This is a genomic window from Rhodococcus sp. A14, assembly GCF_011603105.1.
Taxonomy (GTDB): domain Bacteria; phylum Actinomycetota; class Actinomycetes; order Mycobacteriales; family Mycobacteriaceae; genus Rhodococcus_F; species Rhodococcus_F opacus.
In genome coordinates this window covers 37,165-51,766 of sequence record NZ_JAAOQS010000035.1, presented here as the reverse complement: position 1 = coordinate 51,766, position 14,602 = coordinate 37,165, and the positions used below count along the sequence as shown (strand labels likewise).

The 14,602-nt window shown below is 62.6% G+C and carries 10 protein-coding genes; 7 read left to right on the top strand and 3 right to left on the bottom strand.

Annotated elements, in window-relative coordinates; genetic code table 11:
* The first annotated feature begins 77 nt into the window (after positions 1 to 77).
* On the top strand, positions 78 to 935 hold the full coding sequence (locus G9373_RS19800; RefSeq protein ID WP_240960632.1) for a DUF6884 domain-containing protein: 858 nt from the start codon (positions 78 to 80) through the stop codon (positions 933 to 935).
* Positions 936 to 974: 39 nt separating this feature from the next.
* On the opposite strand, the gene G9373_RS19795 is transcribed toward G9373_RS19800, so the two are convergent.
* On the bottom strand, positions 975 to 4,322 hold the full coding sequence (locus G9373_RS19795; RefSeq protein ID WP_167116376.1) for a protein kinase: 3,348 nt from the start codon (positions 4,320 to 4,322) through the stop codon (positions 975 to 977).
* A gap of 596 nt (positions 4,323 to 4,918) precedes the next feature.
* Here G9373_RS19795 and G9373_RS19790 point away from each other — a divergent pair.
* Positions 4,919 to 5,812, top strand: coding sequence for a helix-turn-helix transcriptional regulator (locus G9373_RS19790; protein ID WP_240960631.1), 894 nt, complete (start codon positions 4,919 to 4,921; stop codon positions 5,810 to 5,812).
* A gap of 97 nt (positions 5,813 to 5,909) precedes the next feature.
* On the opposite strand, the gene G9373_RS19785 is transcribed toward G9373_RS19790, so the two are convergent.
* A complete protein-coding gene (locus tag G9373_RS19785) occupies positions 5,910 to 7,436 on the bottom strand; it encodes a GMC family oxidoreductase N-terminal domain-containing protein (RefSeq protein ID WP_167116368.1) in 1,527 nt (508 codons plus the stop codon).
* 666 nt (positions 7,437 to 8,102) lie between these two features.
* Between G9373_RS19785 and G9373_RS19780 the strand changes: the two genes are divergently transcribed.
* Positions 8,103 to 8,717 (top strand): hypothetical protein, encoded by a 615-nt coding sequence (locus G9373_RS19780; RefSeq protein ID WP_167116365.1) that lies wholly within the window; start codon positions 8,103 to 8,105, stop codon positions 8,715 to 8,717.
* 191 nt (positions 8,718 to 8,908) lie between these two features.
* Positions 8,909 to 9,214 carry a hypothetical protein gene (locus tag G9373_RS19775; RefSeq protein ID WP_061043779.1) on the top strand — a complete coding sequence of 102 codons (306 nt, stop codon included), beginning with the start codon at positions 8,909 to 8,911 and terminating at the stop codon, positions 9,212 to 9,214.
* Between the two features lie 592 nt (positions 9,215 to 9,806).
* On the opposite strand, the gene G9373_RS19770 is transcribed toward G9373_RS19775, so the two are convergent.
* On the bottom strand, positions 9,807 to 10,064 hold the full coding sequence (locus G9373_RS19770) for a hypothetical protein (RefSeq protein WP_167116358.1): 258 nt from the start codon (positions 10,062 to 10,064) through the stop codon (positions 9,807 to 9,809).
* 321 nt (positions 10,065 to 10,385) lie between these two features.
* Between G9373_RS19770 and G9373_RS19765 the strand changes: the two genes are divergently transcribed.
* From G9373_RS19765 to G9373_RS19755, 3 genes are all read left to right on the top strand, one after another.
* Positions 10,386 to 11,855, top strand: a complete 1,470-nt coding sequence (locus tag G9373_RS19765; protein WP_061043777.1) for a benzaldehyde dehydrogenase — start codon at positions 10,386 to 10,388, stop codon at positions 11,853 to 11,855.
* Between the two features lie 39 nt (positions 11,856 to 11,894).
* Positions 11,895 to 13,574, top strand: a complete 1,680-nt coding sequence (locus tag G9373_RS19760; protein WP_167116353.1) for an FAD-dependent oxidoreductase — start codon at positions 11,895 to 11,897, stop codon at positions 13,572 to 13,574.
* A 61-nt stretch (positions 13,575 to 13,635) separates the two neighbouring features.
* On the top strand, positions 13,636 to 14,376 hold the full coding sequence (locus G9373_RS19755) for an SDR family oxidoreductase (protein WP_061043775.1): 741 nt from the start codon (positions 13,636 to 13,638) through the stop codon (positions 14,374 to 14,376).
* The last annotated feature ends 226 nt before the right edge of the window (positions 14,377 to 14,602 follow it).

Genomic DNA, 14,602 nt, shown 5'->3' with positions numbered 1-14,602 from the left:
CGACCGGCCTCGGCGAGATGACCCCGACGGCCGCCGATCCCGCGCGCCCACCTCCTGTCACCGACAAAGGACCCGCCATGCCTGCGCTGATTCGCCCGACCTACCGCTACACCGACCCGACCCTGACACCTCCGACCCCCGGCGCCGCCCTGGTCATGGAGGTGGGTCTGGTGTTCTCCCGTCCCGGCATCGACCCGAAGGGCGGCGGCCAGCACGGCGGCATCCCGCTCTCGGTCGGCCCCACCACCACACGGTTTCGCCGTCACGACGGCATCGAGATGCGCCTGCCGAACACAGATCTGCTGCTCTGGCACACCCCGTTCCTGATCGCCGGTCACCGCCACGGCGTCGTCGACCTCCGCCACCGGCCGGGCTGGGAATGGCTCGACTGGACACTTGCCGACCACGTCACCCACGACCACCACGCGGCCACGGCGGCAGCGCCCGCACACGGTGTCACCCCGGTGACAGCGGGGGAGTCAGCCCCGTTGGTGATCGTGCCTTGTGGGGCACGAAAGACGGTCGACCCGACACCGGCCGGTGCCCACTACCTCGGTACCTACCATCGGCTCTGTCAGCAGGCCGCTCGCCGGCTCGCCCCGCTCGACAACATCCGCATCCTCTCCGGATTGCACGGGTTGCTGGACCTCGACACCGTCATCGCCCCGTACGAGATGCGGTTCGGAGAACCGGGTTCGGACATCGCCGACACCGTCCACGAGCAGGCCGCCGCACAGGGCTTGCTCGATGCGGAGGACGTGGCCGTCCTCGCCGGCCGCGACTACAGCCGCATCCTCACCTCCGTGTGGCCGCACGCTCGGACCCCGCTCACGGGCAGCCGCGGGATCGGGGAACAGCAGCAGCGGCTCGCGCGAATCGCCGCCATCGGCGTGGCCGCACTCGATGCGGCAGAGTCGCATCCGAAGTCGGCGTGACCGCAGCATGTGGGTGGCTCGCGATAGATCCCGATCGGGTCAGGTTGTCCGTTGTTCGACGACCCACGCGGATATTTGAGCCCGCGAGGTAAAACCCAATTTGGTGAGAATGTGCTCCACGTGGCCTTGTGCGGTGCGCGGCGAAATGACGAGCTTGGTGGCGATCGCCCGATTGGTGAGCCCCTCGGCAACTAGGTCCGCGACCTGTTGTTCCCGGCGGGTGAGGCTCGTCCGCGTGTCGGTGGCGCGAGCAGGTTGCTCAAGGGTTTGTTGGACGGCGTACGCGACAGCAGCTGGTATTCCTAGCTGCAGCCCGCGTTGGTAGTGCTTGTCGTATTCGCGGGCATTGAGGGAGCCTCGAGCTCGGCGTTCGCACCGTCCTTGATACTCGAGCTGGTCGAGGAACCTGAACATCGGCCCGCCCATGTCCTGAAATATGCCTTCGGCGGCACCCATCAGTACTGTCGCACGTTCGCTGCGACCTTGGTCTGCTTCGATCCATGCCAGAGTTTGGAGGCATCGGGCGGTGCCGGCGGGGTCGTCCGCGGTGCGGGTGAGCCGCAATCCCTCGGTGAGCACTGCAATAGCTCGGTCAGTGTGGCCTTGTCTCCACAACGCCCAGCCTCCGGTCATTGACGACCTCCCGCGGTATACGACCTCGTGATGTCGTTCGGTGACGGCGAGAATCTTCTCGAAGTGAATCAGTGCTCGTGCTGAGTCATCCATCATCACGTACGAGAGCCCGAGGCCGAAGAGGCAGCCAATTTGGCGCGAGAGGAAGCCGTTTCCTTCGGCTAGCAGGAGTGCGTTCTCGTAATGACCGACCGCATGTCGTGGATCACCTTCCGCGAGTAGCAGACATCCAGCGGCGTAGCCGGAGAACACGGTCGCCCAGGGGGGCCGTCCCTGCTCGGCGACGATCTCGTCGCCCGCGGCCAACAGGGCGGCTGCGTGGTGAGTATCCCCTTGTGTCCCGGCGAGCACGCTGTCGGAATACAGCGCTTTCACGGTAGCGAGGTTCTTGCTATGACGAGCTAGTGCCCGATCGAGCCACAGCCTGCCTTCACTCAGGTGGCCCCGCGAGAGCCAGTATGGAAATAGAGCTGCAGCCATCCTTACCCCGGAGTCCTTTTCGTGTTGCTCGTCAAGGCTGAAGGTGAGCGCTTCGCGTAGGTTGGCGTGTTCGCGCTCCAGGCGGGTTATCCATTCCAGTTGGCGGGGCCCGACCCAGTCGATTTCGGCGCGTGTGACTAACTGCTGGTACCAGTCTCGGTGGCGTAGTCGGTGTTCGGCGAATTCTCCAGTTTCGCGCGCTTTCTCCTGGCCGTAGTCGCGGATGGTCTCGAGGAGTCGATATCGAACAATCGGGCCCGGTTCTTCCCGGATGAGGATGGACTTGTCGACGAGCGAGGCCACCAGGTTGAACAATTCGGCCGCTTCGATGTCGTCTCCGCAGATACCTTCGACTGCATCGAGCTCGAAGCCTCCCGAGAACACCGAGAGCAGGGCCCATAAGTTCTTTTCTTCTCGGGTGCACAACTCGTAGCTCCAGTCGATGCACCACCTCAAGGTCTGCTGTCGCGTCGGAGTTACACGGCTGCCGGCAGTGAGGAGTTGGTAACGGTCGGCGAGGCGGTCGAGGATCTGTTGGACGGACATTGCTCGTAGCCGGACTGCCGCGAGCTCGATTGCCAGCGGCAGGCCATCGAGGTGCCGACATATCTCCGCCACCGCGGCTTCGTTCTGTTCGGTCAGCTGGAAATCGGGCACGGCGGAGGTGGCCCGCTCGACAAACAGACTGACTGACTCGTAGGTGGGAAGACCGTGAATCGACGATGGGCGTTCTTCACTCGGCATCGTCAGTGGCGGCACCCGCATTATTACTTCACCGTGGGTACCCAGTGGTTCACGGCTAGTGGCAAGGATTTTCAGGTCGGGGCACCACTGAAGGAGTGTTTCCGCAAGGTCAGCAACAGATTCCACCAAGTGTTCACAATTGTCGAGCACCAGGAGGAGTTGTTTGGTGGCGAGGTAGTTAGTGAGCACTTCGAGAGGGGGATCCGCGGTTTGTTTACGGAGGCCGAGAGTGGTGGATACGGTGCCAACCACCAGCATGGGGTCGCGAACCTCGCCCAACTCGATCAGCCATACGCCGTTGCTGAACGTCCGTCGTGAGCTGTCGGCGAGACGAAGAGCGAGACGAGTTTTGCCCACTCCGCCGATACCGGTGAAGGTGACCAAACGAGACGATGACAACAACTTCTTAGCTGTAGTCAGTTCTCGCCTGCGCCCGATGAAACTCGTAAGTTCCAGAGGAAGGTTGCCGGCTTTGCCTGCTATTCCGCGCGCGATTGGCTCAGGCGATGGTGAAGGATGTGACATTGTTCGCGGCAGAGTCGGTTCAGGTATGGGCGCTGGCTGCGATGTCTCTGTCGGAATCCCCGCGGTAGTGAGCTCTATATCGAGCGACGCAGAGCTGATGGTGGGGGGTGTCGGCAGTTCGTCGACCGGGAGAGCGTGTCGACGCGCAGCGTCGAGCAGGTGTTGGCCGAATTCGGATGCGGTGGCCGGGCGGGCTTTCGCATCGCGTGACATCGCGGTCGCGATGACGGTACTGACGTCGCCAGGGATGTCCGACCGATCTAGCAGGTCAGGGATCGTTTCGTTGGTGATCCGCAGGAACTGCGCGACTACATGCTCGCCTTCCCGGCGTTCGAACGGGGCGTGCCCTGTGAGAGCACAGAACAGGGTAGCGCCCAAACTGTAGATATCAGAAGCAGGGCTGGGCCGATCGCCGGAGAGAACCTCGGGCGCGGTAAAGGCTGGTGACCCGGTGATTGTTCCGGCCGTGGTTTCCAAGGCGCCGGCCAGATGGGCGATACCGAAATCAGCCAGCTGCGGGTCGCCGTACTCGGTCAGCAAAATATTCGCCGGTTTGACGTCGCGATGAAGGATGTCGAACCGGTGCGCGGTTTCCAGGGCGCCGGCCATCTTGATGCCCAGCCGGAGCGTGTCCTCCCACCCGAGCGGTCCTTCTCGGCGGATCAACGCATCCAAGGAATCCCTCGAGTGATACTGCATCACGATGTAGGGCACACCGCCATCGGTGGTGCCGGCCTGAAGTACCGTGACGATGTTCGGATGCCCCGACAGCCTTCCCATAGCTCGCTGTTCGCGAAGGAATCGCTCGAGGTTCTCCCGATCGAATACCGCGGTGAGAACTTTCACGGCGACGAAGCGGTCCAGTGACTGTTGGCGACAGCGGTACACGACTCCAAATCCACCGCGACCGATCTCACACGCATCTTCGAATCCGGCCGCTGCCAATTCCGCGGCTACCGTGGGCGGCACGCCGTGTGGTGTTGCGGGCGAGCGTGGTTCTCCCATCGACACTCATCGATCCCTGAACAGCCTGCGTGAGTTTCCCCAGCGTAGGTACATTATCGTTGGATTGCCACCCTACGCGAATCATGTCCGGCAGGGGCTGGAACCAACACCACGTGACGAGCGTGAAGAGGCGATGAGGGATACCTCTGCCGCGCGATGGGGGCAGCCTCGAATCGCAAAAGTGACGCAACCGTCGAAAAATAGACGGAAGGTTTGATATGCTGCGTGCGGGTGCAGACGGATGGTCTGCACCCGCCTCCCGTATCGCGTCGGTCGTGGCCTCACAAGCGTCACTTCCGGTAAGGAGTGACGATGAATGACACGCGACCCGTGTCTGCGGCCCCGACGGGCGAGCGACCACACCCCGCTCAGCGACGGGGCCGCCAAGTGCCTGTCTTTGTCGCAGGCAGCCCGCCCAGATCGGACCGTGCGGTAGTGGGGGGGCTCGCCGGACAAGGTGTAGTCCTGCTCGCCCGCACCTCCGAGGATCGAACCGAATCGGGGACGAGGCGCCCGGCACGACCAAAGGCCGCCGGATCCTTCACACCTTTGGTGCTCGACATTGCCGAATCCATACAACAGAAGCCCCGCTTTTGATGAGCAATCCAGAATTGCGCAGCTTCCTCCGGACCCTCCGGGCACGGATTCGACCTTCGGAGGTCGGCCTGCCGGAGCGGCCGAGCGTTGCAGGCGTGATCCGGCGCGTACCCGGTCTCAGGCGGGAGGAGGTCGCGCAGCTGGCGATGGTGAGTGTCGACTACTACGCGCGCCTCGAGCAGGGGCGCGCGCGGCACGTTTCCGAACCCGTGCTGGCGGCGGTCGCCGATGCGCTACGGATGAACGACACCGAGCGCCAGTACTTCAATGCCCTTGTGACGCCGAGGCGGAAGCAAAATGAGGCCGCCCCAAATTGCCATCGGCTGCGCCCCAGTGTTCACCGCGTTCTGTCGGCGTTCTCAGACACACCAGCCTTCGTATTGGGCAAAGGGACGAGCGTACTCGCGATGAATCAACTCGCTCGCGCCCTCATGTTCGACATCGACGCGGTGCCTGTCGACGAGCGCAACCTCGCACGGTGGGTATTCCTCAACCCCGAAGCCAAGGAACGGTATGTCGACTGGGAGTCCACCGCGTGCGAGATGGCGGCAGTTCTTCGCGCTGACTGCGGAGCTAACTCGACGGACAAGACGCTGGGCACCCTCGTGGCAGAGCTGATGATGGAAAGCGCCGACTTCCGGCGTATCTGGTCCGCACACCGCGTCTACGAATGCACCCATGGGACAAAGGAGTTCCGGCATCCGGTCGTTGGTCCCCTTCATCTCGACTATGAGGGGCTGGATCTCCCGGGAACACCTGACCAACGGATCTTCACATACTCGGCGGCGGAGGGATCACCGTCGGAGGAAGCGTTAAAGATGCTTGCAATGTGGTCTACGGATGGTTTAAGACTACGAGCTGGCCTTGGACGGCCTCATGACCCACGAGAATGACTGTGGGGGGCAATGCACCTGCCGGCTACGCACGACAACCGTGGCCGGCAGGGCCGCCAATAGGTGAGCGTGCCCAGGGTGTCCTGAGCACGCTCACTCAGTCCGCCAGAGCCTTCTTGTAGATGTGCTCTGCAAGCATGATTGTCGACAGGTTGGTGGCGGTCGACGGGACCTGGGGGAAGATTGACGCGTCGACCACCCGAAGATTCGTGACTCCGCGAACGACTCCCCACTCGTCGACGACGGCCCATTCATCGTCGATATTCCCCATCGGGGCAGTCGATGTGGGGTGTGCATACGATGCGAGTTGCTGGTCGATGACGGTCTGCAACTCTTCATCGTCCTGGACGTCTTCGCCCGGCATCATCTCTGCGGCCGACAACTCCGCGAAGATGCTGTCGCGGGCAATGCGGCGGCTGAGTTTGACTCCCTCCAGCATTCTCCGCCGGTCACGCGCTGTGCCGAGGAAGTTGAAATCGATGACCGGCGGATCCTGGGGATTCTTGCTGCGCAGCGACAACGTTCCGCGGGATTCGGGCTGAACCACAGCGATCGCGAGGACGATCGCCCCGCCGGTCGGGCTGTACGCGGGATCGATGAGGTGGGTGGCCGTGACGTGCAGGTCAAGTTCGTCGTCCTCGGCCTCCTGCGAGGCGGTCCACAGGAGAGCGCCCACTGCGGGGGACATGTCAAGCGCCCCCGCCTTGAGTGCATAGGCGTTGTAGTAGAACGGGTGGTCTTGCAGACGCTGGCCCACGGGCAGGTCAGCGACCACATCGATGCCCAGTGCGGTGAGATTCGCAGCTGGTCCGATCCCCGACCGCAGCAGAATCGCCGGACTTCCGAAGGCTCCTGCGGAGAGGATGACTTCGTCGGTGGCGTTGTAGGTCGTCCCGTCGGTCGTGACGACCCCTCGTGCGGTCGTGCCGTTGAAGATCACCCGGTCGATCTCCGTGTTTCCCCGGATCGTCAGATTCGGTCGCCGACGCACCTCCGCGCTGAGATAGGTGAGGGCAGTGCTCTGCCGGACGTTGTCGAGTGTGGTGAGCGGATAGGGGAAAACTCCATCCTGGTCGACTCCGTTGGGGTCACCGATCTTGGCGAATCCCTGGTGCACCGAAGCGTCGATGAATGCTCGAAGTGCCGGTGTGAGTTCTCCATAGGAACGTTGACGGACGGGCAGGAGACCGGTCCGGCCGCGATATCGATCGTCCCCGTCCGGGGTGTTCTCCAGCATCTTGAAGGTTTCGAGGACCTCAGGGTAGGACCATCCTTCGATGCCCGCCGCCGCCCATTTCGCGATGTCGTCGCGGCGGGCGCGAAGCGCAACGGTTGCGTTGATTGCCGAACTTCCGCCAAGGGCCTTTCCGCGCGGCACGGGGATCTCGGGGGACAGGGGACCGCCCTTGGCTGTGTAGCCCCAATCGTTCGTCTGGTCTCCGCCTACCAGGTCGGGGTCAAGGAGCACCGCGGGGTTGTCATCGGGCGCATATGCCGTTCCCGCCTCCAGCAGCAACACCTCCCTGGACGGATCCAACGAGAGCCGGTTTGCCAAAACAGCTCCGGCGGAACCTCCTCCGACGATTACCGTGTCGAACAAACCCGACTTTGCGCTGTTCTTCATCACTGCTGCCCTTTCTCTCACGACGACGCTGGAGCGAAGTGTTCCGATTGGCGCGTCTGCTGGTTCAACGCAGCTCTTGCCGTGACTTATTGCGCTGGAGCACGCACCCTTCTGCCTAGGACGGGCAGTGCCACCCTGGACGCAAGTGCCGACAGCTGCTGGCGAAGTAGCTGATCGAACCAATGGTCATTGATCTCGGAGGTCCTGGCCCTCGAGAAGGATGGGGGGAGGAGTGGGTTGCACGTTGCGGCAAGCCCGACGCCCCACCGCTGGATCGGCAACATGTTGATTCGCTCGGCCGCCGAGGGCGCCGACACGCACTGGCGTCGACCGAATCTGGAAATCAAGCGCGCACATTTCCCGACTATTCACATCTGTGTGGAAAATTCGACGCTTCCGGTTGACATCGGCGAGCCCGAGGCGCATGATCTGTGTCACAGTCCGACCTAAAGTCAACTCGTGCAGGACAAACGGTCGCTGACCGCGGGTGGGTGTTCCGAACACGCTTGTCGCGTCATCGTGCGCAGCCCTCAAACGGTCAAGGACTGATTGAGGGCCGTGCACCGTGTAATGGCAGCGCGCGCCGGTGGCGTACTCCGGCCAATGCAGGCAGTCAAAGCCCTTGACCTGTGGTGTTTTCTATCTACGTTTGGAGCAAGGACGATAATGACAATTACCGGCACAGTGACTTCCTCCAACATCGAAGCAGCAACCGTAACTCGGTCGAGGCGCTCGCATGCGGCTCGGGTTGGCACGGTCTACGCCTGGCGGCGATGGGCGACTCGCCATCGTGTTCTGGCGGCGATACTCGGTGGGGCGGTTGCAGTCCATGTCACAACGCTTCTCGGATTTTGGTTCGGCGGCTTCGGCCTTACTCGATTGGATTACAACACCGCGAACGGAATGGTCTATCTACCGGACGCGTCACCCGTCCAACAGTTCCTGGTCGGTGGTCTCAGCCACTATGTAGACGGTGTGTTCTTTGCTGTTGTCTTCGCGATCGCGATCTCGCCGCGGCTACCGTTGCGAGCGACTGCTGTGGGTAACCTTGCGAAAGCACTGATCTTCGGTACTGTCCTGGCGCTGCTGGCACTGTTCGTCACGGCGCCGTTCGTCTTTGGGCCTGCGCGAGGAATTCACGACCCGCTCGTCGCCTTCCATGCCGGCTGGAAGTATGTGCTGAGTGTCCTACTTTTCCACTGGTTGTATGGACTGCACCTCGGCTTGATCTACAACCCACTCGACGACGATGACGAGAGCACCTTCGATAGCCGGTCATAAATGCTTTCGTCTTGATGGGCGCCCGGGAATCGAACGAGTTCCGGCCGGTATCGATGCGCCATCTAGTGCGGCGTGGCATGAGGAACGTGGCAGTCGAGGGCGACTAAAAATCTGCGTGTCACCCTCGCTGCGGCAAGGGTCCCCAACTTCCAAGGCTTCGGCTGTCCCGACTGTTGGATGTGTGAATTCCCATGAACTCTCGTGAGTACCGCCAGCGGCGTCACAGGCGTCGCGCGGCTTGGATCGAAGCCAACGGCAACCGCAAGCATCCTGACACCGAGGCGGAGAGCCTTATTGAGTTTGCCAGCAAGTGGGCGCCATTCGGGGGCGCAAGCGAGGAGGAGATCCTTGTGCACTTCGGAATGCCATTGCGCCGATTCATCGAGCGATTGTGGCAGGTCATCCCTGAGTCGAAGTGTGGCCAAGACGAGATACGCATTTTAGCGAGCGTTTATCCGCACCCCGCCGAGTCGACGACCGAACATCATTGGACGTGACCGGATCTTCTAGTGTTGCGCGTCATTTTGACCGTCAAACTATTTGCGCAGCGTACTTAGGGGCCGTCCCATGCTGGGATTAGAACGTGTCCGTGGCGATGGCAGCTTCTCCCGCCTTCCCGATTCCCCACCGACCCGCACGCGATGTTGGTGGAGGCGATGGTCGTTCGAATGGCGATCAGCAGGTCGGTATTGATTGAGCAGCGGTGGTGCCAACGCGGCAATTTATGTAGCCGACAGAGCCCAGATTGGTTGAAGTCTGCTGTGACCATTTGGAATTCGGTCCAACAAAGTCTGTGGACGTACGCGTGTAGCCGTTCCGCATGCTGAACGGACAACCCGGTCCGTTCCAGTGTAATGCCAGCGGGCGGTCAGAGATTCGAGCGTCGGCAGTGTCACGGTTTCGGCGCCAGGTGAGTGGGGGAGAAGCCGGTGATGACGACCCTGGACCGCGTGAGGTGGGTAGGGGCATGGAACCTGAAGCGGCCGCGAGGCGTAGGTGAGCAACTCATCGAGGCTGGAGACCTAACCAGGGTGCATTCTGTTCGCGAACATTGATCGGGCTTCGCTGCAGGTACGGGACTTGCTCACGTTACTTCAGCGAGTGGTGTGACCGATGTCGGTGACCGACGGAACTCATGATTACCGAGGCGAGCACGATGATCCGGACGGCGATGATCGTGAGGCCGACAAGTGTGAGCGGGTACCACCACGCGGGTTCTGTAGGAGGGCCGGCGGGGTCGACAACGTGCCATCCCAACAGCGCCAAACCCAAGGCGTGGATCAGTATGCCGATGCCAGGCGCGAGGATGCCCGTCCACAGCCTCCACGGCCCAAATTCGTTCGGCATGACCTACTCCTAACCGCGCTGGTGACCGCCCGACTCATGGTTATGACATATGTGTGCACCAGGGTGCCAACCCGAACCTGGACGGTATCGTCAATTATTCGACTTGCGTGACGAAAAGTCAATCTCGGTATGAGCGCGGGCTCGGCTGCGCTAACGGGACCGCCCCCTCTGGTTGCGCCCCAGGCCTATAGGCTCACGGTTCCGTCAAAAATTTGACGGTGCCTATTGACTAGACGGCGTCGTAGCGGAATGATCTGGGTCACACCTCTTCGGTACGCCTCGTCGAGGTCGGTATGCAACACCTTCTAGTGAGGATTGAAGATGACAGAGACGTCGCTCGTATCGGCTGACGTGTGGACCGGCAAGATCTACAGCTCGGGGTGGCGCGAGCCCGGGGCGGGGACCGACGAGGTCATCGAGAAAGCGACCGGTGAACGTCTCGATGACGTCGGGATTGCGTCGGCGGAGGACGTGGCACGCGCGGCGGCGGCTGCGCGAGAGGCTCAGATCGATTGGGCTGCAACACCCGGCCCTGTGCGTGGTGACGTCTTGCGGAAGTTCTCGCAACTCGTGCTCGAACACGCGGACGAGATCGCCGAGCGGATCGTCCGCGAGACGGGTTCCATCGCCCCGAAGGGGCAGTGGGAAGTTCATATGACCTCTCGTGAAGTACTCGAGGCTGCGGCATTGGGTAGCCAGCCCGCCGGAATTCTCGCGGCGAGCGCGGAAGTGGGTCGTCAGAGCGTCGCCCGCCGGATTCCGATCGGCGTGGTCGGGATCATCACACCGTGGAACTCCCCGTTCCTGCTCGGCGCACGCGCAATTGCGCCTGCGCTGGTGATGGGGAACGCGGTGCTCCTGAAGCCCGACCCGCAGACGCCGATCTGTGGAGGCGCGATCTTTGCACGCCTATTGGAGGAAGCAGGCCTGCCCGACGGGCTCTTCCACGTCCTTCCCGGTGGGGTGGAGACGGGTGAAGCGCTGGTCAAGGATCCTCTGACGGACATGATCAGCTTCACCGGCTCGACCCGGGCAGGTCGGCAGATCGGGGCTGTCGCCGGCGGGATGCTCAAGCGGGTCTCCCTCGAGCTAGGTGGAAACAACCCCTTCATCGTTCGAGAAGACGCAGACCTCGACACCGCGTCGAGCGCAGGAGCGTGGGGCTCCTTCTTCCACCAGGGCCAGATCTGCCTGACGGCGGGACGGCACCTGGTTCACGAAAGCATCGCCGACCAGTACGCGGAAGCCCTGGCGACCCGTGCCCGTGCTTTGGTGGTGGGCAACCCTCACGCGGGCGAGGTCCACCTGGGTCCGATCGTCAACGAGCGGCAGGCAACCAATGTCGATCGCATCGTTGCCGAGACGCTGGACGCCGGCGCCACCCTCGTCACTGGTGGATCACGACGCGGCCTGTTCTACGAGCCGACGGTGATCACCGGCGTCCGTCCCGGCATGGCCGCCTTCGATGAGGAGATCTTCGGACCCGTCGCGGCAATCACCACCTTCGGCGACGACGAGGAAGCCATCCGACTCGCGAACGACACCGCCTACGGGCTGGTCGCCTCGGTGATCTCGGCAGACCTGACACGCGCCCAGCACATCGCCGATCACCTGCACGTGGGCATCGTGCACATCAACGACCAACCCGTGTTGCATGAGGTGTACGGACCGATCGGCGGGGTCGGTGTCTCCGGGAACGGCTTCAACCACAGCACCCTCACCAACGCCGACCAGTTCACCGAGTGGCAGTGGGTCACCACGCGAACCGAAGTACCGCGCTACCCGTTCTGACCCGCCTGTTCCCTCGAACATCTCATGGAGAAACATCTCATGACACACACCCTGTTCGGCCAAGAGTTGCGCCGCGACCGCGAGGTCGATTTTGTCGCCGAAACCGATGTCATCGTCGTCGGTTCCGGAGCCGGAGCCTTTACCTCCGCGATCACCGCAGCAAAACACGGCGCCTCAGTCATCCAACTCGAGAAGGCCACCGAGATTGGCGGCACAACAAAGAAGGCCGCCGCCGCCTACTGGGTACCCAACAACCACTTCATGCGCGAGAAGGGCTGGGCTGACCCGAAGGACGATGCTCTCCGTCACATGGCTCGCCTGACACGCCCGCAGCACTACGACCCCGACAAGCCGCACCTGGGCTTGACCGAGTGGGAGTTCGTGATGACCGAGGCGTTCTATGACAACGCCGGACCGGCCGTCGAACAACTCACGAAATGGGGGGCACTCGAACCGATCCCGTGGGACATCCAGCCCGACTACTACGCTCAGATGGAAGAAAACAAGGCGCCCTTCGGCCGCATCATCTATCCGCACCGTTTCGGAGGCGCGCCGGACGAGGTCGGTGACGGAACCGATATGATCGCGGTGTTCGCGAAGATCGCGGGCGAGGCCGGGGTGGACCTTCGCCTAGGACACGCCGTCAGCAAGGCCGTTGTCGACGACCAGGATCGCGTGGTCGGGGTAATTGCAACCACCGATGCCGGCGAGATCGCGGTCAAGGCGCGTCAGGCCGTCATCTTCGCGTCGGGCGGCTTCACCCATAACGTGGATCTCCGGACGAGCTCCCTGCCGGGACCCATCCTCAGCGGGTGCGCCGCAAGCACCAATACCGGCGACTTCGTCCCGATTGCACAGGCGCTCGGCGCCGACCTGGTCAATATGAATGGGGCTTGGCTCGCTCCGATGGTCCTCGACCGCGCGATCGCCAACCGGCCGGACCAGGTGTGCTCGTTCAGCATTCCCGGCGACAGCATGCTCTGGGTAAACCGCTACGGCAAGCGGGTCGTCAACGAAAAGGCACCCTATCAAGATGTGGTTCCCACTTTCTGGGCGTGGGAATCGCAGAAGGCTGAGTACCCCAATCTCGCGCTGGTGATGATCTGGGACGAATCGTGCAAGCAGCACCACTCCGGTGACAAGTACGGAAACCCGATGATTCCCGACGGGGGAGACCAGGCGCATATCGTACGGGGCGACACCCTCGAAGCACTGGCAGACGCCGTCCAGGAACGGCTCGCAGAGTATGCCGATCGAATCGGTGGGTGGAACCTTGATCCGGACTTCGTGTCGACTCTGAAGTCGACGATCGAGCGGTACAACGATTTTGCGTCCACCGGGATCGACGAGGACTTTCACCGCGGCGAGGCGCCGATTGAGCTGTACTTCAACATGGGTGGGCGCCCGGGGAACGACAAGAACGAAACGATGTGGCCGGTGTCCGACAGCGGACCGTACTACGCCACCCTGCTCGCTCCGGCGACCCTCGACACAAAGGGTGGGCCCCGCACAAACCCTGACGGGCAGGTTCTTGACCGATCGGGAGAGGTGATCACCGGCCTGTACGCGGTGGGCAACTGCGCTGGCGCCATGTCCGGTGGCAGCTATTGGGCCGGCGGCGCCACGCTCGGGCCCATCATCACCTCGGCCTACCTCGCCGGCCGCCATGCTGCGGCGACCTCAACGCGAGTGGAAGAACCCGCCGCGGCCACCTTCTGACCAGCACGGCCCTCCCGACAACGGCTCGCCTTGCGGGCAGAAACAACGAAAGGACCAAACAGTGACGAACTCACGAAGAGTCGCGGTGGTGACCGGTGCATCACAGGGATTCGGGCGCGCAATCAGCGCCGGACTAGCCGCCCGAGGCACAGACATCGTCGCGGTCGACCTCACCGAAGCCAAGGACACCCTTCTCGACGTCGAGAAGGCGGGTGGTCGAGGCATCAGCGTAGTAGGGGACGTCTCCGACCCTCAGACCGCAACCAAGCTCGAGGCGGCACTGCGCGACGAGTTCGGACGATGCGACATCCTGGTCAACAACGCAGGAATCTATCCCAACGTGCCGTTCGCGGAGGTCGACTTCGACCTTTGGCGCAAGGTGCACGCGATCAACCTCGACTCCCAGTTCCTGATGGTCAAGGCGGTCCTGCCGCTGATGATCGCCGGCAAATGGGGCCGGATCGTCAATGTGACCTCGAACTCCATCGCCCTACCGATTCCTGGTCTCGCGCACTACATGTCCAGCAAGGCCGGCGTTATCGGCTTCACGCGTGGTCTTGCCAACGACGTCGCCGAACACGGAATCACCGTCAATGCCGTGGGACCGACCGCCTCGCTGACCCCGGGCGGGGTCAGCAACATCGAACGTGCACACATCGAGGAACTCGCACAGACCCAGGCGATCAAGCGCCCGGGAACCGCTGAGGACATCGTCGGAACCGTACTGTTCCTCTCCGGTGACGACAGCGCTTTCGTTACCGGTCAGACGATCATGGCCGACGGCGGTCTCGTCCGCCTGTAATCGGACCAGCAGCCCACCTGGCTGCTGCACGACTCGTGCAGCGCGACCGTGACCACCTGAGCCGGTCGCGCTGCACGCACCACCACCTTTCTCATGAAATCGGATGCACACCTTACGGGTGCCCACTGCACCGCATCGGCGCCCGAACCGCACGCCATTCCTGTTGCTCGCAGCCCTGATCACCGTGCCTGGTGACTGAACCACCCAATCGCCGGTGATCCAGGGA